The organism is Telluria sp. B2, assembly GCF_051789535.1.
GTDB lineage: Bacteria > Pseudomonadota > Gammaproteobacteria > Burkholderiales > Burkholderiaceae_D > Telluria.
Genome location: NZ_CP196525.1, coordinates 1,269,385 through 1,293,566, shown reverse-complemented (window position 1 = coordinate 1,293,566; position 24,182 = coordinate 1,269,385). Strand labels below are relative to the sequence as shown.

Genomic DNA, 24,182 nt, shown 5'->3' with positions numbered 1-24,182 from the left:
TACCTATGACCGTCACAATCTATGTAACAAAGGAAGCGATGGCGACCGTCCTCAAAATCAAGGACCTCGACTACTACGACCGCTGCTGCTTGGCGGACAATGAAGAAACAGACCTCACCTGCAAGGAGGGCTACTACCTCAAGACCACCCACAAGCTCGAACTTGCGCCGTTACCTGAAGACGCTTCGCTCGTCGCCAGCCTGCGCACCAGCGACACCGATTATGCGGAGCGAGTGAGCATTCCAGCCAGCCTACGCGGCTGCATCTTCGAGAAGGCCCCCAATCTTCCCCCGCGCTACAAGGAGATCATCGAATACTGGTCCGGAGAACCGCTGAACACGAATGCCGGCGGCGCTGTCTACTACCAGAACCCGATGAACGCCTATGTGGTTGACCTGGCACCTCTCGAAGCAGCCAACGCGGCAGGCAATTACGGCGGCAACGTGGCCGGGATGGATGCCCTCCTGTCGGAAGGAGTCGTCGTGCACATCGCGGGGTTAGGTAAAGCGCTCGGTAGCGCTCCAGACGAAGGGTTCGTCGAAATCGAAATCCCGCTGGATGATGCGCTGCTCGCCTTGGACAACCCTGAGTTCCTGACGGGTCGGCCCTACGCACAATTGACGGGCCGGCGCTCCGAACGCATCTTCTTGAAAGTGTCGGACATCCGTAGCTCGCCCGATCCCGATCAAATTTTCGTGGATGCGCTGCGCTATGAGGAACTCGATTACGGTTTCTACTACTGACGCCTTAGCGGTGTGCGGGATGTGCAGGGTGTGCTGGCCACCCTGCCGCCTATTGCGGAAAGGGCACTCTGGTCGCTCTCTGGTCGGGGCCACAGGCAATACGATCAAGCTGAATCCATTAGCGGCAAGTTGTTGTTGACGAGAACAAGAGTGAGGTCATTCATCTATGATCCTTGTGGAGCAAGGACATACCTCATGCGATCGGATAGAATAGCGAGCAATTTAGCTCGCAATCGCGGCTGTTTCTGGCACTTTTAATCCGTTGGTCGCAGGTTCGAATCCCGCACGGCCTACCACGAATTTAGTTGTAGCAATGAAGGCATCATGAGAAATCGTGATGCCTTTTTTGTTTTGGGCGTCAGATACTTGAAGGATTATTGGCATGATCTCCTTAGTAGACTGACGGCCCTCTATCGCCGCCTGCTTTAAGCATCGATACTCAGCCGTTTAAAGTAAATGTCTTTTTACACTTAACGAAAACGCAAATTTTTCAAGTCATTCGATAGGGTAGCAATTGGGTAACCGGACCGTTCTTCATAACTCATGAATTGAAGAACTAAGTGCCCTTCGCCCACAGCAACCGCACCTAGCACGTCGTTCGACATATCTTGATCCAAAAGCTCAATCGATTTCTCGCAGCTTCCGATAAGCACACTCGCCTGCGTTCTCGGAATTTTGGCATTTACGTTCAGGACATTCAGAAATATCTCGGCACCTGAACCGCATTGACCGCCACCATTCCCTCCGCTGGTCCTTATTGATGAGACATACAGAAGGTTGCCAGAACCTTTATACGGCTGAAGTTCTTCAGGCAGAAATCCTATGAAACCTTCTGCACCAACTAGCGATGGATCAAATCGTTTTGGAATCTGGTGCAAGATTGTCTTTTTTCCTTTGACATCAAGCTCAATCCTGGTCCTCCTCTCGACATATCGGATACGATAGACCCTTCCTTGGTAGTGAATCTCCGGAACCACTTTCTTCAATGACATTTGCATTGACTCATCGCGCTGCAACCCTTGGGGTGCGGGAGAATCCGCATTTAGGTCACCCACTGCTAATACTGCAATGCAGAAGAATTCGGTTATCTTCATTTTTTTAACCTTTGCAGATCCTAGTATGGCGTGTAGATTCAATGATCCATGCGTATGCTCAGGAGCAGGCTTCCCTGCTCTCCAATTGAGGATTCATGCAAGCCTCCCATAGCGCAGGCGAAACCTCGGGCACCAGCAGAAATATTCCCTGAGCTTCAAGTACCATATCGTGATCCGGCCGGCTTAAGGCTTTCCAGATTTCTACGCGATCTTGGCTATTAATATCAGCGATGTCGCCGCTTGCCACGATGTAGCGAGTTTCATTGCGGCCATCGCCGCTATTGGCGATGGCGCTTGGTATCGAATGAAACTGCCAAAACCCTGGCGCTTTACCGTCTAGCAGACGCCGCAGCTCAAGGGCTGCCGGTGAGCCGATGACCTTGATCGCATGGTATTGGCTGTCGTTCGCCTTCGGGGCCAAGCTGCGCCGATAGTGCCGCCCACTGTCGTCAGTAACATATTCCGCCGTTGGCTGCCCCTGTGGGCCGAAGACGACGATGCGTGCGTCGTCAGTGACGAAGCGCCCGCCGTCAGGCTCGGGAATGCTTTTTCCACCGCTAATTTTCCGCAGCAGGCTGCCATCGGCTTGATATACATAGCGATCCCGTATCTGTTCAGGGCCGAAACCTGCGCAGGAATCGGCATCAGGAAAACTCGCGCCCAGAAATCGGTCCTTGGCGTCGTAATGGAAACATGCTGTGCTCGTTCGCTTTAGCGCTCGTTGTGTGGCGTCCCGCTGCGCCTCAACTGCCACTGCAAGACGCTGGCGCGCGTCATACGTCAACTGTACCTGTTCGATTACCTCGATATCGCTCGGCCTGACCTCTGCCGGTGTCTCTATCCCGACATTTCTTTCTACGTAGGCATCGGTATAGCCGCGAATCTCGATCCTGCACAGGTAGGACACGCCTTTGTCATCCGTATCCAGATGCAGGACTGCTGTGGTCGGTGAATGGCTGGGTTCTGTCTGGTGCTTTTTCCAGTCCACGCGTACATGCCATGGCTGACTCTGGGGCTCCGGCGCGAGCGTCCTGCGTACGGCGACGCGCGAACCGTCAACGCCGAGCAGAATGCGGCCAGGTTTCAGGTCGTCGCGCTTGACGTGGAGCACCTGCCTGGCCGGTGTTGGATGCGCACACGGTGTGGCCGCAGAGGCTCCATTCACGCCGATCAGCGTAGCGATCAGGGCGAGTCGAATGAAACTAGTTTTCATGTCCGTCCGATCAAGCGTATTGCTTACGGTAGAGATAAACAGCGGCGCCCATCCATTCCGCGCCAACTCCGGCTAGCCGCAGCGTGTTCCCAGCATCTTCGAATAGCAAGAAAGGATAGGTGTGACGTTTGAGCGTGCCATTCGGTGGGAGTTGGTAGTTGGGGAAATGCGCTTTGTCGTTAAAATAGGCTTGCAGGGCTTCAGGACCAGCGATATGCATGTACCAGACGCTGTACCGGTGCGACGGGAAGCGACTTCTGAGCGCTTCTGGGAACAGGCCACCAAAGCCGGCGGGGACGGAATCCCCCAGCAACAGCATGACGACGGAGCCCAGATCCACGTAACGCCCGACGCCGCGGTGGCCGCTGGGCTTGTCAGCAATGCCCATCAGCCAGTCGTTAATCATTAACGTCGCACGGCTGTGCGGCACAATTGAACTTTTACAGATGATGCGGACTTGTTCTTCGAACACACCTGCTGTCCCAGACACCTCGGCACTGAGCTGCGCAATATCCCGTTTGAACCGTGCCAACCAGTTGCGATAGCGGAGAAGTGCGCTGTCGCTGTCGAATTCCCAAGACGACGTCCCGGCTACAGCGAACATGGCGCCCGTCAAAAGAAAATCACGTCGTGTTGGCATATTTGCGCTCGATGCTATGTCCAAAAGAAATAGGAAAGGTTCGGTTTTATGAGGGAGGCGTTTTTTTGGGGTACATAAAGAGCAGAATTAGCGCGCAAAGGTAGACTGGCGTAAACGACAGCGTGAGAGCGACAGCAACAAGGCCAGCGTCTCTCGGATTGTGAGTAAGGAAATAAACGACATGAAAAAGTAACCATGATGTCGCGAGCCCGACAACTGTGTACCAACTAATTAAGACCAATGGTCGGGGCAGCGTGACCAGATGGATTCTGTTTAGAATCACCAGTAGTGTCAGAAAGGCTGCGAAGCCATAGATGAAAAATGGATTGAGCGCGTTAGAAAGCGCTGCGATGGAATCCATGTTCACGCGGGAAGCTCCGTATGCTCTGTTTTCTTATGCTGCCTATTGGCAATTGCCTCTGTGCGGCCGGCTGGCGGTTGAGGCGTTTCACCTTGCTCTGCTCCCCAATCCAGTGGTATTTCGACAAAAAAGCCGCGTATGTTGGCTCGAAGTTCCCTGTGCGCATCCTCAATCTTCGGCCTGCCGCCATTCATGAATGCCGGGGCCAAAGCCGCAGGCTTGGAAAAATCATGCGTACCCTCTCTGGCATCAAGAATGGGAAATGCAAGACTGCGTCCGGCTGCCATGGTGCGATGACTGTTCGATGGAACTTGGAGGAAGACATTCTGGTAAGTAATCGCGTTTTTGCGTGCTAGTGCGAGTATGCCGCCAACACTTTCCGTCGACAGTGGTTTATCGATTTGAATGCCGTTCGGGACTTGTCCTTCCTTCTGAACGCCAGTGGTGGCTTCATCGACCAACATACCCAAGTGCTTTTTCCATAAATTCATTCGCAGCTCCCGCGCGAACTTACGTGTAACTACCTTAACGCCTTGCCCCATGTCGGTCATATTAGCGTTTGCGTTGTCTACCACTACCGCCGCAATTTCAGTATCACCGTCCCCGTTGAGACTGCGATCATTGATGTTCGCGCTACCGATGACGGCCACGGCATCATCGACAATTAGTAGTTTACTGTGCACGTAAATCATTTCCGTCATGACCGTGGTTGACGTCCGGCCATAATTGCGAAGATTTAAAACCGTTAAATACTTGCGCCATTCATCACTCATTCCATGCTTTACAAGAATGTCATGTATGCCTGAATTGGTCGCCGGCAGCTCCATGACACCCCAAGCTCTCATGTTCTTCTTTAAGATCGCCGCGTTGATACGGTTAACCAGACTGTTGCTGCCCCGTTTAATTCCCTGCAAAGCCCACCACGCTTGCGATACGACCCCTGCATCTTCCAACATTCCTTCCGGCTGTACCGGCAACACGATATACACGTGGAACCCCCTACCCGCATAAACGGCGCGCGCGACCGCATTGGCGATCTCGGACAAAATGGTATTGTCAGCAGGCGTTTTCGATCCATAGGCATCGCTGCCACAGTTTGAAATGAAAAATTGGTTCTCGATATAAATCATTGCCTGTGCAGACTGAATGCAATTGATCATTGCGTCCTTAATGCTCGTCTGGTGCATGCTGACCCAAGCTTTTCGGGCCTCTTGGACGATCTTCCGCCGCGCAGAATCAGGCTGCTTCCAGTCATCGTTAATGTACTGGTAGTCGTTGCCCCACAACTTCAACTCGTCCGATAACTGTTCGGACGACGCAGAGCGACAAATTTGCACGGTCGCACTCCCGCTACCAGGTGCTAAAGGGTTCACCAAGTAGTCCTTACCCTTGGCCCTCTCAAACCAATTCGCCGCCATTTTATTGTCGAAACGATTAGTTCCAGAACCAGCAAAGCTGTTCCAACGCAGAACAAAATTGACGAAGACATCGTAAACCGCAGGCCCCTTGATATGTAGGGCGATATCTTGCCAGGGTTGGCGCGGCTGAAAGCGTTCGTCGAAAACCTTTTCGTCTTGGGCAAACGAGGTAAGGAACGGTGAGCACCCTCTCGGCGACTTGGGGAAACTTTCCGGCTTGGTCAAGGCAATTTCTTCCTTGGTCATTGCCCTCGCTGGCGCTATTTGCATGTTGTACGCATCGTTGATGACCCGCGTGGTTGGATCAATGACCACGTCAAAGGCGTTCGTGTCCCAACGGCCATAGGCAATATCCAGACCGCCCAAGAAGGCAATAGCGCCATCGACAACGATAAATTTCTGATGATGGGAGAAAAAAATATTGAAGCTGGTGAGCGACAGAACGTGAGGGCGCCCTGTATTGGGGTTCGCCAATAGCACTTCAACCGAGCCTTGATTATTACCCTTGGGAATCGCCCTCAGAATTGATTGGGACGTGTCGTCGTGCGTATCCAGAACTTTTTCAACAGAATCGTACAGCATGAATTTCACATGCACGCCTCTTTGTGTAGCTTGATAGACGAGCTCCGACAAACGACCGGGGTGTCCTGGAGCGCCGCGCTGGTCCAATTCGACATCGACGTCGCATTGCCAGTCGGCGATCAACACGAAACTTTTTGCCTGTCGAATTGCTGTAGCCACGGCAGCCAGATAATCGCGGCCGTTCAAGTACGCATGGCACTCGTTGCCAACTCGAGGAAATGCAAACGGCTGCTCCATGTCGAAATACTGCCTTGTTACCGAGGTCATCGTATTGGCAGTCAGCTGAGCGGTATATTTATCAAGGGGCATGAGTTGTTTTACTCTTCAGTTGTTCGTTAGCACCCACAGCGGTCACAAGTCGACTCTGCGTTTCAGCGTGTTATTCGTTACAGCGGGATCGTTCTCCGTTGCTACCAGACCGACATAGTTGGCTGACACCTCGTCCAGACCTCGCCCGTAAGGCGCGAAATTGAGCGCATCGAGTACTCGCCGAGGATTCGGTTGCGCGATGGTGGTCGACCAGCTCGCTGTCTTCAGGGGCATGGCTGTGAGACCGGAAATGAGCCAGATGCGGCCCGGCTCTAACTTCACAGCATCGACTACCGTTTTCTTCTGGTCTTCTGTAAGGGGCAGCACGCCATCCGCCGGAATGACACCTTCGCACAGGACGGTGCGCCAATTCTCGTCATTGAATATTTGTGGATCGACGCCACCGCCATCGCTGTCACTGGTCCGCGCGAGCGAGGAAACATGCACAACTTTCCATTTTTCCCCGACTGGAACGACACCATGCGTGCCAGGGATATCCTGAAGCCGCAGACCAAACTTGATGGGTTCAATTACCGACTGCGGCATTTGCGGCAATGGGTAAGAAAGGCTTTGCGGGCCGCTGAAACTCTTCTTCCCCGCACGCACCACAATCTTCCCCGGACACTGCACCGTAATATTCCCGCCCTCGATCGTGATATTCGCCCCGCCCGCGGTCGACAAACTGATCTTCTTCGCCGCCGCCCAGTCGATATGCGCATTCGCGGAAATCACATTCACCTCGTCGCGCGCCTGCACCTTCAGTTCATCGCCCTGGGCCTGCACATCGATGTCATCCTTCGCCGCGATCAGCTGCAAACCTAGACCGCCTTCGCCCGCTTTCACCGCCCCACCGAGCACGCCGATCGCCTGCCCGGTATGCACCCGCATCTGCCCCCCGGTAACGAACTGGGTATCCAACCCGCTCATCAAGGTCACGGTCTCGCCATTCGCCAGTTGCAGACTCTTCCCGGCGCTCGCGCCAAAGCCGTCCTTCGCGGCGATGGCGATAACCGGGTCAGCAAGATGGGGCACCTTGCCCTCGCCCGCCGCAACATTGCGTGCACCGGCATCGGCCAGTGCCGCATCGAGCGCATCCTTGTCGACCATGCCCGACACGGACGTGAGCACCGCCTTCAGCGGCGCCGATTGCGCATCCAGCGCGCTCGCGTTCGCCTTGGCAGCGCCCACGTGCGCCGCCAGCGCCACCGTCTGATGCGTCGCGGCGGCAGCACTGAAGGTCTCCGCCATCTTCGTTGCCTGTCGCAACATGGCGATGCCCGCAGCGTTCTCGCCCGCAGGGTCGCGCGCGGCCGCAGCGTGGTTGACTCGGTAGCTCGACACCAGCAGAACCGCCCCCGCCCGCACCGCGCCATAAGCGTCGGTGCGTAACTCCGCCCCAAGACCGCGGAAGCTGCCGCGGTAGTTGTCTGCGGCATGGATCAGATGTCCAAGGTTCAGTTCGCTCGAAGCGTGGGTGCTGCGAAGCTGGACGCGCCCCTGGCCGTCGGTGTCGTCGAACAGCAGCTGGTTGTACCCACTGCCGCCGAACTCCTTGCTGCGTATGCCCCATTGCGCGGCCGGGTTGCGGTGGCCGGCGCTGTCGATCGAAGCGCCATGCCATGCCGGGCTGTTGCCGCCGGCGAGGTTGCCTTGCGCCGAGGGAGCGTGGTCGTGCGCCGGCTTCAAGCAGTCCAGGTCATCGGACGCATGCCGCTGCCCTCCCGGCGTCGGCGTAATGCCGCCTTCGCCCCGGCCGTTGTACAGCGCCCCGACGACGATTGGCCGGTCGATGTCGTTTTCCAAGAATTGCACCAGCACCTCCTGGCCGATGCGCGGCAGGAACTGGCTGCCCATGCCGCCTCCGGCTGCGCGCTGGGCCACGCGCACCCAGCAGCTCGCGTCGCCGCTGTCCTGCCAGTGGAAGCGGATGCGCACGCGGCCCAGGCGGTCGCAATACAGCTCGTCGGCGCCGCTCGGCTGGTCGCTGCCGTCGGCGCCGATGACGATGGCGCTCTGTGCGCCGCGGGCGGTCGGCTTCGGACGGTCGGGCAGTGGCGGACGCCAGGGCAGGTCCGCAGGAATCGCTTCGAACCAGTTCGCATACCCGGTCTCGCGCGCCTGGGTGATCGACAGCGCGAAGTCCTGCGGCCACTCGTGCGTGACGATTTCCTCGAGCAGCTCCGGGATCGGACCGAACAGCTCGGCCAGGGCGTGCTGGGCCGGCGCAGGCATGTTGTTCACGCCCACGCTCAGCACCCGCGTGAGGACGAAGGCCGGGCTATCGCCGAGCTGTCGTAGCGGTACGTCGCGCACCGCCAGCCGGGTTCCCGCGCGCAGCGTGCGCACGGTCGAGCGCCCCTGCCACAACTGGGCGCGCGCCTCCTTGCCTTCCATCCCGAGGTCGGCGTAGCGCCGGGCCTGTTCGCGGTTCGCATAGGCGTACTGTCCCGGCACGTCGAAGGCTTCGAGGGTTGGAAGATTGGCGGGAGCGTCCAGGCGCGAGGGCGAACTGGCGGCGACGATTTGCCTGGCCTTGTAGTCGTAGCTCAGCACCGTGGTCAGCGAAACCTGCAGCCGCCGCTGTGCGCTCAAGGCCTGCACGGTATCGTCGTGCTCGACCGAGCGGGCGCCGTGAAAGCGGACGCCGCCGCAAGCCGCACTGCTGCTGTCTTCCGGCGCCGCGCATGCCTGGCTGCTGTCGGCAAACAGCACCAGCCCAGGCCCATCCGCGTCCTGCTCGAAGCGCCAGCACAGGCCCTCCTCGGCCAGCAGGCGCGAGACGAAATCGAGATCGGTCTCGCGGTACTGGCAGCAGTAGCTGCGCGGCAGCGCGCGGTCCATGAACGATGACGCGTCCTCGCTCCAGCGCCAGCGCGCCAGCGGCAGGTAGGGCGCGAAGACGGCATCGACGATGTCGATCACGCGCTTGTCCTGCCATACGCGGCTGTTGCGCACCTGGCCCAGGCGCCAGAGCCAGGGCAGGATCCGGATCCGGTAACGCGCCAGCCCGCCGTCGCTGCCCAGCATGGCCACCTCGCTGATCTCGCCGGAGAAGCGCTCGCGCCTGCCGTCGGCCAGGCAGATGTCGAGCGCTGCTGGCTCGCCCAGCAGCGCGTCGAGCGCGACATGGGCACTGGTCGAGAGGACGATGACATCCCGTGCGCCGATTCCCTGCAGGGCATCGCTGGCGGCGAAGGCTTCCACCAGCAGGCTTCCCCCCGCCGGCCCGGCGCGGCCCTCATCGATCACGAGTTCATATAGCCGGCTTGCGCTTGAAAACTCCGCCAGGGCGGCGGTGATCTTTTGTGACAAGCTGATGCTCATGGCCCGATGCGCTCCTGAGTAATAATGCTGAAAGGCATCTGCCATGATGACGCGCAGTGTGAACGGTGCCTTGCGCATCGTCATTATTGCGCCATGAACCGTTTCGCTCGGCAACTGCATCCTGATTGGCATTCTCATGCTGGCGTGTGTCCTGCCCGGATGGGCTGGCGATGAGACGATCGGGGCGTCGCACGCCACTCCGCTTTCGAACCACGTTGGCAAGGCACTCGGCGGGGCCGGCCTCCACCTGACGCGGGCGCGCCGCGGCGCGCATGCCCTCTGCCGAACGCGGTGTCAGATACGATGATGCTAAAGTGTTCACAAATGTGAACACAAGGTCCACCGTGAAAGCGCTCCACAAACTCAGTACTGTCGGCTACATCCTCGCTGCCCTGCTCTTCTTCATTTGCGGCTTCGCACTCATCGTGCTGGCCGGAATCGAAATCTGGACTGCCCTCCAGCCCGGCGAAGAGAAAATCCAGGAACGCTTCCAGCTGATCCTCGAATGCGTGGGCCTGCTGACCATTGCGGTTGCGGCGCTCGAACTGGGCCAGACCGTGCTCGAAGAAGAGGTCCAGCGCACCGTGCACACCAGCGCGCCGACCCGCGTGCGGCGCTTCCTGTCGCGCTTCCTGATCGTGGTGGTGGTCTCGCTCGCGGTCGAGTGCCTGATCGGCGTGTTCCAGTTCCTGCACACCAAGCCCGAACTGCTGCCGCACGTGGCCTCGATCGGGATTGCGGCGGCCATCCTGCTGGCGGCCTGGGGCGTGTTCATCCGCAAGAACGTCGACGCCGAAAAGCTCGAACCGCAGGCCATGCACGAGGCCCAGGAAGAGGACAAGGAAGTCGAAACCTGAGCTGTTCCCGGCTACTTGGGTGCGCGCGTGAAGCGCAGTGGCACCAGGCGCCGCATCGGCGCGCCGAGCGCCTCCCGGAAGCGCGGGCTGTGCAGGCAGATGCCGCCGGCCAGTCCCACCAGGCAGCCGAGCAGCGTGTCGACGAAGCGTGCGCCGATCAGGGCGTTCGCCGAGCCGTGCCCGAGCACGGCGGCCTCGGCCAGCAGGATGGTGAGCGGCGTGATGAAGACGGCCGCCAGCGCATAGTGGCGCACGATGGTCGATTCGATGATGAAGGTGAGCGTCATCATCAGCAGCGCGATGCTCCAGTATTCCAGTGGCAGCAGCAACAGCCCCCAGGCCAGCAGCAGGCCGACCGCGGTGCCGATCGTGCGATGCAGCTGCCGGCTCCATACCGCGCGCAGCGACGCGCCCTGGATCACCGCCAGGCAGCTGACCGGCACCCAATAAGGCTTTTCCAGTTGCAGCAGCTGGGCCACGGCCAGCGCCAGCCCGACGAAGACGCCGATGACCACCGAATCGAAGACCACGAAATCGAAGGTGGCCGCCGGCAGCGGCGGGATGGGCATGGGCGCGCGCCGGCGCAGCATGTATAAACTGTAGAAGAAGGCAATCAGGCAGGCCAGCAGGCTGCCCAGGAAGATCAGGCCGACCCGCAGCGGCAGCTCGGCCAGCGGCGCCGGCGAATAGGCGCCGATCGAGGCGGCCATCACGAAGAACAGGCTGCCCGGCGGCACCACGCGGTAGAAGCGGCAGATCATGGTCACCAGGATGCTGGTGAAGATCAGCGCCGGCATCATCAGGGTCGGCACGAAATGGCTCATCACACCCAGCGCGTAGCAGGCCGTCACCCCGAAGGCGGCCGCCATCATCATCACCATGCGGTGCGACATCGGCGTATTCGGCAGGTAGATGAAGACCAGGCCGCCCAGCGACGACACCAGCCCGTAATCCATGCGCCCGATCCAGGCGCCGACCAGCAGTGGCAGACCGGTGGCCAGCGCGGCGGCGAAAGGCATCTGCCAGACGCGGTCGCTGGCCTGGATGGTGGTGAGTCCGTGCAGCTCCTCCTCCAGCGGCGTGCGCAGCCTGGTTCCTTGGGGCTTCCTGGTCATGATGTGGTCATTGTGGCACGACTGGCGCGGGCGGGACGCACGGCCTCGGCCATCGACAACGCGGGGTTTTGGCGACTGCGCAGGAAACACTTGGAATATCGCCAGAGTCCGGCTATAATCTTGCCTTCTTCGGGTCGTTAGCTCAGCTGGTAGAGCAGCGGACTTTTAATCCGTTGGTCGCAGGTTCGAATCCCGCACGGCCTACCAAAGATTCAACAACAACGCCAACCTTCGGGTTGGCGTTGTTGTTTCCACTTCCGGTTTCGCTTCCGGCAGCCTTATGCCCCAGACCATCCTTGCCCCCGTCCACCACGAACTGCTCATCAAGAAGAGCCGCTTCATCGCCTGCGTGCAGCCGATGGCCGATCGTGCCGGCGCCCAGCAGGTGGTAGCCAGCCTGCGCGCCCAGCACCCGGGCGCCGCCCACGTCTGCTGGGCCCTGCTGGCCGGCGGCCAGTCGGCCGCGGTCGACGACGGCGAACCGAGCGGCACCGCCGGCCGCCCGATGCTCGACGTGCTGCGCCACCAGGACCTGGAAGGCGTGCTGGCGACGGTCGTGCGCTACTTCGGCGGCGTGAAACTCGGCGCCGGCGGACTGGTCCGTGCCTATACGGACAGCGTCGCCCAGGCCCTGCTGCAGGCCGAGAAGGTGGCGATCGTGCGCAAGACCATCCTGCGCTGCAGCGCGCCCTACCCGCTCGAAGGCCTGGTGCGGCGCGAAATCGAGGCTGCAGGCGCGGTCCTGCTGGACGTCGCCCACAGCGACGAAGTCAGCTTCGCATTCAGCCTGCCCGAACAGGCGGCGGCCGCCTTCACGGCGCGCCTGAACGAAGCCGGCCACGGACGCATCGCCTGGCCGCGCGAGGAAGAGTAAACGGCAGGCCTGAAGGGCGCAGTCCGCGCCCACATCATCGCATCGCATACCAGACATCACGACACGAAAGCGGACCGCGCGCCGGCGAGCCGCTATAGTGGCCGACCACCTTCGACCGCATCCGGCGCGTCGCGGGCAACCTCGCACCTGTAAAGACATCCTATTTTGATCAAGAAGAGCCTGTTCCCACTGGCCCTGGGCGGATTCGGCATTGGCATGACCGAATTCGTCATGATGGGCATCCTCCCCGACATCGCCACCGGTCTCGACATCAGCATTCCCCAGGCCGGCTACCTGATTTCCGCCTATGCGCTGGGCGTCGTGGTCGGCGCGCCGACCCTGGTCGCGCTGATGGCTGGCCGCCCGCCGCGTAGCGTGCTGATCTGGTTCATGCTGATGTTCGCCGCCTTCAACGCCCTGTCGGCGCTGGCGCCGAATTTCGCCATGATGATGGCCTCGCGCTTCATGGCCGGCCTGCCGCACGGCGCCTTCTTCGGCGTCGGCGCCGTGGTCGCGAGCCGCCTGGCCGATCCCGGCAAGGTCGCCGCCGCCCTGGCCACCATGTTCACCGGCCTGACCCTGGCCAACGTGCTGGGCGTGCCCTTCGGCACCTGGCTCGGCCACAACCTGAGCTGGCGCCTGGTGTTCCTGATCGTGGCCGCGATCGGCCTGGCAACCGCGCTCAGCCTGAAGCAGCTCGTGCCCTTCTTCGAGGCGACCCCGAGCGCAGGCCTGAGGAAGGACCTGAAGATCTTCCGCAAGCCGGGTCTGTGGCTGGCCCTGGGCATCACCTCGATCGGCACCGGCGGCTTCTTCGCCTGGTTCAGCTACATCGCGCCGCTGCTGACCGAGGTCTCGCACTTCGCGCCCGGCCAGATCCCACTGATCATGACGGTGGTGGGCGTGGGCATGACGGTCGGCGTGACCCTGGGGGGACGCCTGGCCGACCGCTTCGCGCCGCTGCGCGCGGTCGCCCTGCTGTTGACCAGCATGACGATCCTGCTCCTGCTCAACGGGCTGCTGGCCGATTCGCAGGCGGCCATGCTGGTGCTGGCCTTTGCCACCGGCGCCAACGCGCTGGCCCTCGGTCCGCCGATCCAGATGCTCCTGATCAGCCATTCGCGCGAAGCCGAGATGCTCGGCTCCTCGCTTGGCCAGTCGGGCTTCAATATCGGCAATGCCCTGGGCGCCTTCCTCGGCGGTATTCCGCTGACGCTGGGTTACTCCTACACCTCGCCGCAATGGGTGGCGGCCGGCCTGGCGATCGCCGGCGTGGCGCTGTCGCTGCTGATGCTGTCGGGCGGCCGCCCCCAGGCCGCCTTGCAACACCGCTAAACCGGAAGAAGCAGGCGAGGGATCGTCATCCCCTCGCCTGTCCCCCATCCCTTTCCATCAGCCTCGACACCAGCTCCACCGGCAGCGGAAACACGATCGTCGAGCTCTTGTCTCCCGCAATGGTCGACAGCGTCTGCAGGTAGCGCAGCTGCATCGCCCCTCCCTGCCGCGCCAGCACTTCGGCCGCCTGCATCAGTTTTTCCGACGCCTGTAGTTCGCCTTCGGCGTGGATCACCTTGGCGCGGCGCTCTCGCTCGGCCTCGGCCTGGCGCGCGATGGCGCGCACCATCGACTCGTCCAGGTCGACGTGCTTGATCTCGACGTTCGCCACCTTGATCCCCCAGGCATCGGTCTGGGCGTCGAGCACCTGCTGGATGTCGATGTTCAGGCGCTCGCGCTCGGCCAGCATGTCGTCGAGCTCGTGCTTGCCCAGCACCGAGCGCAGCGTGGTCTGGGCCAGCTGGCTGGTCGCCTCCATGAAGTTCGCGACCTGGATGATGGCGCGCTCGGGGTCGATCACCCGGAAGTAGAGCACGGCATTCACCTTTACCGAGACGTTGTCGCGCGAGATCACGTCCTGCTTGGGCACGTCCAGCACCACGGTGCGCAGGTCGACCCGCACCATCTGCTGCAGCACCGGGATCAGGAGGATCAGGCCCGGCCCCTTGACCGACCAGAAGCGGCCGAGCTGGAACACCACCCCGCGCTCGTACTCGCGCAGTATGCGCACCGACAGCGCAAACAGCAGCGCCAGCAGGATCAGCAGGAAGCCGGCGCCGAAACCCAGTTCGAACAGCATGTCAGTCTCCTAGCGCCCGTTGGCGGGCGTCCTGTCCGGCGCCCGCGCGTCGGGCGTTCCGGGTTCGAAAGGCACGACCTGCAGCACGCGCCCGCGCCGCCCCACCACCCGCACCCGCTGCCGGGCGGCAAGCGGGGTGTCGGTCGTCACGCGCCAGGTCTCGCCGCCGACGTTGGCCCAGCCCTCGCGCGTGGTAGCGCCCAGCATCTCCGCGATCTCTCCCTCGAGCTGCGCGGTGACGCCGGGCGCCGGCCGGCGCCGCGTGCGCAGCGCGACCTGGGCGGTGGCGCCGACCAGCAGCGCCGCCATCACGCCGACGCTGGCGACGAAGCCCAGCGGCATGCCGAAGCCCGGCGCCTCGCCGTCCATCAGCAGCAGCGCCCCGATGACGAAAGCCACCACGCCGCCCAGGCCGATCACGCCGAAACTGGGCAGGAAGGCCTCGGCCACCATGCAGGCCAGCCCGAAGCAGATCAGCGCCAGGCCCGAGTAATTGATCGGCAGGAGCTGCATGCCGTACAGCCCGAGCAGCAGGCAGATCGCGCCGACTACGCCCGGCAGCACCGCGCCGGGGCTCATGAATTCGAACAGCAGGCCGTACACGCCGACGGTGAGCAGGATCAGCGCCACGCTCGGGTTGGCGATCACGGCCAGCAGGCGCGTGCGCCAGTCCGGCGCGGCATCGACCACGCCGGCACCGGCCGCCTGCACGCGCCAATCGGCGTTGCGCACGCGCACCACGCGGCCATCGCTCAGGGCGAGTAACTGCGCCAGGTCGCGCGCGACGATGTCGACGACGCCGGCGGCGAGCGCGTCACCGGCCGACAGGCTGAGCGACTGGCGCACCGATTTCTCGGCCCACTCGGCGTTACGTCCGCGCAGTTGTGCGAGGCCGCGGATATACGCGGCGGCGTCGTTGATGGCCTTCGCTTCCATGGTCGAGGGCACCTTGTCCTTGCCGGCTTCGGGCGGACTGGGGCCGGCGGGGCTGACCTGCACGGGCGTGGCCGCGCCCAGGTTGGTGCCGGGCGCCATCGCCGCGATGTGGCAGGCATACAGGATGTAGGTGCCGGCGCTGGCCGCGCGTGCGCCGCTCGGAGCCACGTAGCAGGCCACCGGCAACGGTGCGGCGAGAATGGCGCGGATGGCGGTGCGCATGGCGGTGTCGAGTCCGCCCGGCGTATCGAGCTGGAGCACGACGAGCGTGCGGCCTTCGGCGGCGGCGCGCGCGATGCCGCGCTCGACATAATCGGCATAGGCGGGTCCAATCGGGCCGTCGATCGTCAGCAGGGCCACGGAGGGCGGACGTGCCGGCGCCTGCGCGCAGGCCGGCGCGGCCGCCAGCAGGCAGAGCAGGCACAGCAGTTGCAGGAACGTCGGCGACGAAGCCTTGCGACCAAGCACGATTCCTCCGCGCGGGGAGAAGGTCCCCAGCGCTTAGAACTGCTGGCCTCGGCCTTGGTTCCCGGGTTTCGTCCCCCCGGGACCAAGCTCTAGACCAGCAGCGGCCCGCCCATCGCCATGCGGGTCGCGATGGCTTCCTCACGGATCTCGTCGAGCATGTCTTCGTCGAGCACGAGGTCGAGCGCGCTGTCGCCGTGGGCCGGCAACTCGGACGGCGCCGCACCGAGGGGCGACGGCACCGGCGCGTACTGGTTGGCCAGCAACAGGGTGTCGAGCAGGGTCGAGGGCGGCATGTTGACCCAGGCGCGGCGCAGTTCGCCGATGGCGTCGGCGACCGGCGCCGGCACCGCCAGCTTCTTGAGCACCTCCAGGCCGACCACGTCCTCGCACAATTCTCCCCACTTCTCGGGGTCGTCCTCGAGCAGGCCGGGGAATTCGTCGGCGCGCGAGAGCAGGTAGAAGCCGCCGACCTCGTGGATGATGCCGGCGAACAGGGCCGTGTCCGGGTTGACGAAGGTGACATGGCGCGCCAGCGACTGGGCCAGCGCCGCGACGTGCACCGTGTGCTCCCACAACTGCTCGGCCTTGGCGCGCAGTTGCGGATCCTTGATGCGGCTGCCGAACTGGCGCACCACCAGGCTCGCGACCAGTGCCTGCAGGCGGCGGTAGCCGATCCGGATCACGGCCGCGCGCACGTTGGTGACCTGCGGGCCGCTACCGCCAAAGGCGGCCGAATTGGCCAGCGCCACGGTGCGCGCCGCCAGCTGCGGCTCGGCCAGCACCAGGCGGATCGCTTCATCGAGCGGGCAGTCGGGATCGTCGAGCGCCTGCTGCAGGCGCAGCACGGCGTTGACGCTGGTGGGAAAGGTGATCTCACCGCGGGCCGCCTGGGCCACGATGTATCCAAAGGCTTCGAGTTTGTTCACCTGAAAATTATACCCGGCGCCGCGCGCGGCCAGCCGTTCGGGGCCTTCATGCAGGCTGAATAGTCGCGTGTGGTGGCACGACACCAACGGAAAGCGGCGGCGATACGCAGCGACAAAAAAGAGCGCGCGGCCGTCCAGCGACAGCCGCGCGCGCAGTTGACTTGCGGCCGTAGTGGCCGCGCGCATGCTTACTTGACCTTGATCGCGCTCTTCACGCTGGTCACGCCTTCGACTTCCTTGGCCACCTTCACGGCCTTGTCGGCCTCGGCCTTCGAATCGACGAAGCCGCTCAGCATCACCACGCCCTTCTCGGTCTCGACGTGGATCGCCATCGATTTCAGGTCCGGCTCCTTGAAGATGCTGGCCTTTACCTTGGTGGTGATGGCGGTGTCGGAAGCAGCCACCGCGGTGCCGCGGGTAGCGTCGCGGGTCTTGTCGGCGGCCTTGTCGGTCGCGCGGTCGGTCCCCTCGGCCACGTTGGACGCGGTGGCGCGGGTCTTGTCGCCGGCAGTGTCCAGCGCCTTGTCGGTCTTGTCGGCAGCGGTCGACGCAGCCTGGCGGGTCTTGTCGCCGGCGGTCTGCATCGCCTCCTTGGTGTTTTCCTTGGCGCTCGCGGCCGCCTGGCGGGTTTTCTCGCCGGCGTTCTCGACCGCGCTCTCGGTCTTCTGGGCGATGGTCGAACCGGCCGCGCGCAGGCGCTCGCCGGCGCCCTCCAGGCCGGTCTTCTCGGCCACGGTCGAGGCAGCCTGCTTGGTCTTGTCGACGGCGGTCGAGGCCACTTCCTTGGTCTTCTCGGCAGCGGTCGCGGCAACAGCCTTGGTCTTGTCGACGGCGGTCGAGGCCACTTCCTTGGTCTTCTCGGCAGCGGTCGCGGCAACAGCCTTGGTCTTGTCGGCGGCGGTGGCTGCAGCGTCCTTGGTCTTGTCGGCGGCGCGCTCGGTCGCGTTCTCGGCGCGGCCGGCCATCGTGGTCACGTTGCCCTTGCTGTCGACCAGGCAGCCGGTATTCGCATTGCCGGTGGCCTGCTCGCACTTGGCGACGGCGGCGGCCTTGGCGGGATCCTTGGTGTCGGTGCTGGCGATCAGGCCGGCGCTGCCGCTGGCGCCGGTGGCGCTGCTGCCACTATCGCGCCCGGCCTTGGCGTCGGCCAGCGCGGCGGTGCGCACCGACTTGGCGTTGTCCATGCAGCTGTCCTTCTCGGCGCCGCTCCTGGCGTCGCACCTGGCCTTGGCCACGTCGTACTCGGCCTCGGCGACCTTGCTGCGGGCCCTGGCCTTGCCTTCCGCGCTGTTGTTGTACTTGGCGATGGCCTGCGCCTCGGTACGCGCGCGGGAGGCCTTGGCCTCGGCCATGCAGATGTCCTTGTCGTTGCCGCTCTTGGCGTCGCACTTGGCGGTCGCGGCCTTGTATTCGGAAGCAGCCTTTTGAGTCACGTTGCGGTAGGTCGCCGGGTCGTGGTTCAGCGCGGCGGTCGGTGCGGCGGCAAAGCTGGCGCCGGCTACGGTGGCCAGCAGAGTTGCGAGCAACGTTTTCATGGCGATGTCCCTTGGATCGGTTGTTGTGATAACGCCATTAAACGCCGCACCCCTGCCATCATCTGTGCGTCAACGTACACTTGCCGAAAAAACCATACCTGCCTTGCGGGGGTTATGCGCAATGCAAGGCCGCCAAGGGATTCGCCAGGCGCGCCTAGGGTCTGTCTGACTGAACTTAATTGAGGATGGATGGTCGTAGGGCGATGAGCCGAACCGACCTTACCGAAAAGCAGTGGCGCCAGCTTGAGCCCCATCTGCCGTCGAACCCGCGTCACGGTCACGTCTATGTCGAGCACCGGCATGTGATCAATGGCATCCTATGGCGCCTGCGAACAGGCGCCCCCTGGCGCGACATCCCGTCGCGCTACGGTCCCTGGCAGACGTGCTATGACCGATTCGTCCGTTGGTCCAGGAATGGCACCTGGCAGCGCCTTCTCAAGGTCATGCAGGCTGCAGCCGACGAGGCTGGCCTGGTCGACTGGGATGGTGCTGCGCTCGATGCCACGCATATCAAGGCCCAGCGCAGTGCTGCCGGGGCGCGAAAGACGTTACCGGCAGCTGAAAAAAGGGGGCCGTAGCTGATGAGTGGCTGGGGCGTTCACGCGGCGGCATCACGAGCAAAATTCACTTATGCGTCGATGGCCACGGCTTGCCACTGTCCATCCTCGTCACCGCCGGCCAATGCAGCGACGCGGCCAATGTCGGGCAGGTACTTGACGCCATTTGTGTACCACGTGCCGGTCGAGGTCGCCCCAGGAAACGTCCCACTTCCGTGCGCGTAGACCGCGCTTACGGTGCTCGCCATTACCGGCAACAGATTCAGACACGAGGTATCCGGTGCATCTGCCCCGAGCGTCAGGATGCGCGCCAAAACCGCCTGCGGAAAGGAAGCCGAGGCGGTGCACCACCGCGCTTTGATGCACAGGCTTACAAAGGCCGAAATGTCGTCGAACGCGCCATCAACCGCCTGAAAGATTTCCGCGCCGTCGCAACCAGATACGAAAAACGCGGACACAACTATTTGGCTGCCGTGACTTTCGCAACAATGATCCTGTGGCTCCTATGAACTCAGTCGGACAGACCCTAGTCAGCGCGCAGCAGGCCCTCGCGCCAGAGCGGCGCCGCGTCCTTGAACGGGGCAGCCGCGTCGCCGAACCGGCCGGCGTCGCGCGCCAGCTCGACCCAGACCCGGGTGTCGTGTCCGCTGCGCGCAACCGGCTGGTCGTGCCGCACGGCTTCGAACCAGGCATGCACCCGGCCGTAGGCTTCCGGATTGCGGTGCCGGGTCCAGGCCAGGGCCGCCAGGTCGGCATAGGCTTCCTCGCGCCGCGCCTCGCGCATTGCTTTCGAGGCCGCCAGCAGTTCGCTGGTCGCCGCGGTTTCCTCGCCCACCTCGACGAAGCCGGCCGGCAGCACGTTCCAGGAGCCTTGCGCGTGGCGCCAGCAGTGCGCCACCTCGTGCGCCGCCATCGCCTCGATCAGCTCGCCCTGGCGCTCGGCCGGCACCCCGGCCAGCACGGTTTCGGCCTGCGGATTGCCGCGCAGGGTCAGCACCAGCTTGCAGCGCCCGCCGGCGTAGCCCATCGCCAGCGGCACGTCGTTGGGGCGTGCCTGCGGCTGGACGATAATGTCGATCGGCAATTTGAGGCTTTGGGAATAGGACAGGACCGGACCCGCCGCCTGCAGCCAGCGCTGCTCGAGGGCGGTCAGTTCGGCGGACTGGGCGGATGCGGCGGCGAACAGCGCGGCGGCGGCGAGATGCTTGGACATGGAAGATTTCCGGTAGTGGCGAAATGCTTTAAGGCAATTCTAGAACCGAGAATATCTTCCTAAACGGAAATATTTTTGTCCGTTTTCAAACCGGCAATATCAGCGCCCGTCGTTGCGGCGCCAACGCAACAGTGTCCGCCGCCGGCTGTGTCATTTTGAAGACACTGACCACCTGCGCCAGCATCGTCGCCTCGTCCTGCAGCGAACCGGCGGCCGCGCTGGCCTGCTCGACCAGGGCGGCATTCTGGCGCGTCGCCTCGTCCATGCGCCCGATCGCGGCATTGACCTGCTCGATGCCGGCGCTCTGCTCGGCGCTCGCCAGGCTGATCTCGGCCATGATGTCGGTGACGCGCTTCACGCTGGTGACGATCTCGTCCATCGTGCTGCCGGCGGCGTCGACCAGGCGTGCGCCGGCGTCGACGCGCTCCACCGAGCTCTGGATCAGCTCCTTGATCTGGTGGGCCGCCGCGGCCGAGCGCTGCGCCAGGTTGCGCACTTCGCCGGCGACCACCGCGAAGCCCCGTCCCTGCTCGCCCGCGCGGGCCGCTTCCACCGCCGCGTTGAGCGCGAGGATATTGGTCTGGAAGGCGATGCTGTCGATGACGCCGATGATGTCCGCGATCTGCTTCGAGGAATCGTTGATCGAAGCCATGGTCTCGACCACCTGGCCGACGACCGCGCCGCCGCGCAGCGCCACGCTGGAAGCCGACTCCGCCAGCGCATTCGCCTGGCGCGCGTTCTCGGCGTTCTGGCGCACGGTGCCGGTCAGTTCCTCCATCGAGGCGGCGGTGTCCATCAGGGTCTGGGCCTGGCGCTCGGTGCGCTGCGACAGGTCCTGGTTGCCGGCCGCGATCTCGGTCGAGGCATCGGCGATCGTCAGGGTGCCGGCGCGCACCTGGGACACGATCCCGACCAGGCTGTCGCGCATGCCCTTCATCGCGTACAGCAGGCTGGAGCGGTCGCCCGGCGCGGTATCGATCCGCACGTCCAGTTCGCCGGCGGCAATGCTGCCGGCGATGCGCACCGCGTAGTCCGGCTGGCCGCCGAGCTGGCGCAGCAGGCCGCGGCTGATGATCCAGGCGCCGAGCGCGCCGATGGCCACGGCGATCGTGCACAGCAGCGCCATCCAGGCGAAGAAGCTGCCCGACAGGGCGCGCGCGCCCTCGGCTGCGGTCTTGTTCAACTGTTCCTCGAGGTCGATCAGGCGGTTCACGCTGGCGAGCCAGGCAACGAAGGCCGGGCCGGCTTCCTGCGCCAGCAGGGTGCGCGCGCCCTCGAGGTCGCCGGCCAGGCGCAGTTCGCTCACCTTCGCGATCAGCGGCTGGGTCCTGTTTTCCTCGTCCTTGATCGCGGCCAGGGCGGCGCGTTCCTCGGGCAGGATGTCGCGGCGCTCGGCGAACAGCGCATCGAGCGCGGCGGCGGCGCGCTGGTAGTTGGCCGCCAGGCTGTGGATGTGCTCCAGCGCCGGCGCGGCGCCGGCGTTGTCGGGCGCCAGCACCACGTCGCGCAGGGCGATGGCGCGGTCGTGCACGCTGCCGCGGAAATTGATCGCATGGCGCTGCTTGACGTTGTTGACGTCGTTGATGTGGTTGAGCGTGGCGTCGATCTGGCCGACGCGGCTGACCGCGAGCGCGGTCAGCAGCATCATCAGCGCCAGCAAGGCGCCGAAGCCCAGCGCAAGGCGTGCGCCGATGGTGAGTCTGGAGGTGGACATGTTTCTGCTCGCTAGTGCATCCGGAGAAAACGCTCCGGTCGCTCATGCGGCAATTAATTGCCGCACGGAAATAAGCATGAATATAGCAGAAATTGTCGGATTTGATTGAAAATCTGCAAAACTCGGAATTCAGCAGGAAAAACCCATGAATTCGACAGATTTTTCCTGCCGCCTTTTCTTATCGCGCATCCGCCCCCGTCAGCGACGCAGCAGTGACAAACGCCGGGCGGATATCGTTCGGCACCGCCTTCATCTTGTCGAGCGCCTTCTGCACGTCCGGACGGATGACGACGTAGCGCGCCATCATCGATTTCGCACGGGTGTAGTCGCCGGTCGCCTCGATGGTCAGGAATTCGCGGTCGAGGTCGATCACGGCCTGCTTGATCTTCTTGAAGTCGACCGAGAAGGTGCCGTCGCCGTGCGAGACGAAGGCGCCCTTGTCCAGCAGGTAGTTGACCTGGATCGCCATGCCGCGCGCGTGCGAGTCGGTCAGGCCGAAGTGCAGCGTGCGGAAGCACGAGGCCAGGAAGGTGTTGTACAGCTTGCGCTCGGCAAGCTCGCCCTGCCCCAGCGTGTCCTTCAACTGGCCCTTCTCCATCATGTAGGCCAGCGCCCAGAGGCCCGTGACGTCGGCTTTCGCTTCCTCGATGGTCGAATACGTTTCCTTCAGGTCCTGGCGCGGCGTCGATTCCTTGCCGTCCCTGCGCGTCACGTGCGGGCCCAGGCCGTGGGTGATCTCGTGCGCGAGGATGTGGGTGAAGAAGGAATCGAAATCCAGGTCCTTCTGGTCCTCGGGACGCAGCACCAGTTTCATGATGGGCTTGAGGGTCGATTCGAACTTCGCTTCCTGGATGTTCTTGAGCATCACGCGCTTGGAGCCGCGCTCGCGGATGATGCGCTCGTCGTTCGGCAGGTTGTAGGCGGCGGTCTGCACGCCCATGTTGCCGTCGCCGGCGCCATAGACCTGGTTCACCACCACCATCGGCGCCATCGCCCCGACCTTCGGATTACGGTACTGCTTGTCGAGCGGCAGGTTGTCTTCCAGCTCCTGCATGTGCTTGCCGAAGAAGTTCAGCTTCTGCGTCTCCTTCGGATCGCGCACGCTCACGTAGGCCTCGAACGCGGCCTTGTAGCCGAACAGCTCGTCGTTATAGGTCTCGTACGGTCCGATCGTGATGTCGACCGGGCTGTCGAGGTCCATCCAGGCGAAGTCGGACGCCAGGTAGTCGTTCGACAGGAAGGCGTCGGCGCGCAATGTCAGGAATTTCTTCAGCGAGGCATTGTCGGTGTGGCTGGCGGCTTCGCGCAGCAGTTTCGCCAGCTTCTGCAGTTCCGGCTTGTATTCTTCCGAATACTTCACGCTGCGGAACTTGCCGTCCGGGCCGGTGCGGATCACGGTGAAATACCACTGGGCCGCTTCGCGTTCCTTCGCCGGCAGCGAGTTCATCCAGGCTTCCAGCGTTTCCTTGCGCGCGCCCGCCGGATAGAAATTCGCGCCATCGGGCTTGCGCGCCGGAATATTGATGCCGGCGTACTCGGCGGGCATGAAGGAGCGGTTGCCGTCGATGATGGACCACGGTCCCTTGTTCAGCCAGAAGTAATCCTGGCGCGCCTTGCCCAGCGGTGAGTTGTCTTTCTGCAGGGCGGCCCACAGGGCCTCGTTATGCGCCCAGCGCTGGCGCAGTTGCAGGGTATCGACGATCTTCGCCGCTTCGATCAGTTTCTGAATCGCGGCGCGGTCGCCTTTCGACAGCTTCGAGGTATCGGCGCGCAGCTCGACCGGCGCGAAGCGCCTGGCCATGGCGTTCAGTTCGGCGACGCTGGCCGCGCCGGGCTTGCTGCCGGGCGCGTCGGCTGCGACCACGGCGCCGGCCGCCACGGCCAGCACGATTGGAGCGAGAAGATGTTTCATGTGTCCCCTGGTTGGTTGGAATGCAACCGGGGAATTGTAATACCGTTAGGGAGTGGCGCGGGAAGACGTAGGGTGGGCACCCCGTGCCCACGCGTTACGGACGTCTCCTTGCACCGTTGGCGGCACCGACTTGCTCGCGACATAAATGGCGGACGAAACGATTGCGTACCGACGTGGCTGTTACCGTTTTTGCGGGCGACATTTCACCGCCGCGGGTGCAATCACACGCCCGTAACGCGTGGGCACCCCGTGTCCAC

The 24,182-nt window shown here is 63.1% G+C and carries 19 protein-coding genes and 1 tRNA gene; 6 read left to right on the top strand and 14 right to left on the bottom strand.

The features are described 5' to 3' along the window. Positions 1-5 precede the first annotated feature (5 nt). A complete protein-coding gene (locus ACSUZJ_RS05770) occupies positions 6-743 on the top strand; it encodes a hypothetical protein (RefSeq protein WP_499414149.1) in 738 nt (245 codons plus the stop codon). Between the two features lie 222 nt (positions 744-965). Here the strand turns inward: ACSUZJ_RS05770 and ACSUZJ_RS05765 are convergent, their stop codons facing one another. The 6 genes from ACSUZJ_RS05765 to ACSUZJ_RS05740 all read right to left on the bottom strand — a co-directional run bounded on the left by ACSUZJ_RS05765 (position 966) and on the right by ACSUZJ_RS05740 (position 9,684). After that, positions 966-1,127: a hypothetical protein gene (locus ACSUZJ_RS05765; protein WP_499414147.1), complete on the bottom strand. Its 162-nt coding sequence runs from the start codon at positions 1,125-1,127 to the stop codon at positions 966-968. An 86-nt stretch (positions 1,128-1,213) separates the two neighbouring features. Continuing rightward, the gene (locus ACSUZJ_RS05760; protein ID WP_499414145.1) at positions 1,214-1,837 is read right to left on the bottom strand and encodes a hypothetical protein; all 624 of its coding nucleotides are present in this window, start codon (positions 1,835-1,837) and stop codon (positions 1,214-1,216) included. Positions 1,838-1,895: 58 nt separating this feature from the next. Beyond that, positions 1,896-3,050: a hypothetical protein gene (locus tag ACSUZJ_RS05755; protein ID WP_499414143.1), complete on the bottom strand. Its 1,155-nt coding sequence runs from the start codon at positions 3,048-3,050 to the stop codon at positions 1,896-1,898. Positions 3,051-3,060: 10 nt separating this feature from the next. After that, positions 3,061-3,690 carry a hypothetical protein gene (locus ACSUZJ_RS05750; protein ID WP_499414141.1) on the bottom strand — a complete coding sequence of 210 codons (630 nt, stop codon included), beginning with the start codon at positions 3,688-3,690 and terminating at the stop codon, positions 3,061-3,063. Positions 3,691-4,053: 363 nt separating this feature from the next. Beyond that, positions 4,054-6,360, bottom strand: coding sequence for a phospholipase D-like domain-containing protein (locus tag ACSUZJ_RS05745; protein WP_499414139.1), 2,307 nt, complete (start codon positions 6,358-6,360; stop codon positions 4,054-4,056). Positions 6,361-6,402: 42 nt separating this feature from the next. Then, positions 6,403-9,684, bottom strand: coding sequence for a type VI secretion system Vgr family protein (locus tag ACSUZJ_RS05740; RefSeq protein ID WP_499416455.1), 3,282 nt, complete (start codon positions 9,682-9,684; stop codon positions 6,403-6,405). Between the two features lie 344 nt (positions 9,685-10,028). Here ACSUZJ_RS05740 and ACSUZJ_RS05735 point away from each other — a divergent pair, with 344 nt between their 5' ends. Next, complete coding sequence (locus tag ACSUZJ_RS05735) at positions 10,029-10,541, top strand: hypothetical protein (RefSeq protein WP_499414137.1); 513 nt, start codon at positions 10,029-10,031, stop codon at positions 10,539-10,541. Positions 10,542-10,552: 11 nt separating this feature from the next. Here the strand turns inward: ACSUZJ_RS05735 and ACSUZJ_RS05730 are convergent, their stop codons facing one another. Then, positions 10,553-11,656, bottom strand: coding sequence for an FUSC family protein (locus ACSUZJ_RS05730; RefSeq protein WP_499414135.1), 1,104 nt, complete (start codon positions 11,654-11,656; stop codon positions 10,553-10,555). A 131-nt stretch (positions 11,657-11,787) separates the two neighbouring features. Here ACSUZJ_RS05730 and ACSUZJ_RS05725 point away from each other — a divergent pair. The 3 genes from ACSUZJ_RS05725 (at position 11,788) to ACSUZJ_RS05715 (ending at position 13,865) form a co-directional block, all read left to right on the top strand. Next, a tRNA-Lys gene (locus ACSUZJ_RS05725) sits at positions 11,788-11,863 on the top strand. 73 nt (positions 11,864-11,936) lie between these two features. Continuing rightward, positions 11,937-12,530 carry an IMPACT family protein gene (locus tag ACSUZJ_RS05720; RefSeq protein ID WP_499414133.1) on the top strand — a complete coding sequence of 198 codons (594 nt, stop codon included), beginning with the start codon at positions 11,937-11,939 and terminating at the stop codon, positions 12,528-12,530. Positions 12,531-12,695: 165 nt separating this feature from the next. Further along, the gene (locus ACSUZJ_RS05715; RefSeq protein ID WP_499414131.1) at positions 12,696-13,865 is read left to right on the top strand and encodes an MFS transporter; all 1,170 of its coding nucleotides are present in this window, start codon (positions 12,696-12,698) and stop codon (positions 13,863-13,865) included. Between the two features lie 25 nt (positions 13,866-13,890). Here ACSUZJ_RS05715 and ACSUZJ_RS05710 read toward each other — a convergent pair whose 3' ends face one another. The 4 genes from ACSUZJ_RS05710 to ACSUZJ_RS05695 all read right to left on the bottom strand — a co-directional run bounded on the left by ACSUZJ_RS05710 (position 13,891) and on the right by ACSUZJ_RS05695 (position 18,529). After that, positions 13,891-14,664 carry a slipin family protein gene (locus ACSUZJ_RS05710; RefSeq protein ID WP_499414129.1) on the bottom strand — a complete coding sequence of 258 codons (774 nt, stop codon included), beginning with the start codon at positions 14,662-14,664 and terminating at the stop codon, positions 13,891-13,893. A 9-nt stretch (positions 14,665-14,673) separates the two neighbouring features. After that, positions 14,674-16,098, bottom strand: coding sequence for an NfeD family protein (locus ACSUZJ_RS05705; protein WP_499416453.1), 1,425 nt, complete (start codon positions 16,096-16,098; stop codon positions 14,674-14,676). Positions 16,099-16,157: 59 nt separating this feature from the next. Further along, positions 16,158-16,994, bottom strand: a complete 837-nt coding sequence (locus ACSUZJ_RS05700; RefSeq protein WP_499414127.1) for an HDOD domain-containing protein — start codon at positions 16,992-16,994, stop codon at positions 16,158-16,160. A 188-nt stretch (positions 16,995-17,182) separates the two neighbouring features. Then, entirely contained in the window at positions 17,183-18,529 is a 1,347-nt protein-coding gene (locus tag ACSUZJ_RS05695; protein ID WP_499414125.1) for a BON domain-containing protein, read from the bottom strand. 203 nt (positions 18,530-18,732) lie between these two features. Here ACSUZJ_RS05695 and ACSUZJ_RS05690 point away from each other — a divergent pair. Then, positions 18,733-19,595 (top strand): IS5 family transposase gene (locus tag ACSUZJ_RS05690; RefSeq protein ID WP_499414123.1). Its coding sequence is split into 2 segments (ribosomal slippage): positions 18,733-19,090 and positions 19,090-19,595, totalling 864 coding nucleotides; the frame shifts between segments, so codons are not numbered across the junction. A 17-nt stretch (positions 19,596-19,612) separates the two neighbouring features. On the opposite strand, the gene ACSUZJ_RS05685 is transcribed toward ACSUZJ_RS05690, so the two are convergent. The 3 genes from ACSUZJ_RS05685 to ACSUZJ_RS05675 form a co-directional block, all read right to left on the bottom strand. Then, positions 19,613-20,299: a hypothetical protein gene (locus ACSUZJ_RS05685; RefSeq protein ID WP_499414121.1), complete on the bottom strand. Its 687-nt coding sequence runs from the start codon at positions 20,297-20,299 to the stop codon at positions 19,613-19,615. Between the two features lie 85 nt (positions 20,300-20,384). Next, a complete protein-coding gene (locus ACSUZJ_RS05680) occupies positions 20,385-22,013 on the bottom strand; it encodes a methyl-accepting chemotaxis protein (protein ID WP_499414119.1) in 1,629 nt (542 codons plus the stop codon). Positions 22,014-22,191: 178 nt separating this feature from the next. Then, positions 22,192-23,925: a DUF8614 domain-containing protein gene (locus tag ACSUZJ_RS05675; RefSeq protein WP_499414117.1), complete on the bottom strand. Its 1,734-nt coding sequence runs from the start codon at positions 23,923-23,925 to the stop codon at positions 22,192-22,194. Positions 23,926-24,182 lie beyond the last annotated feature (257 nt).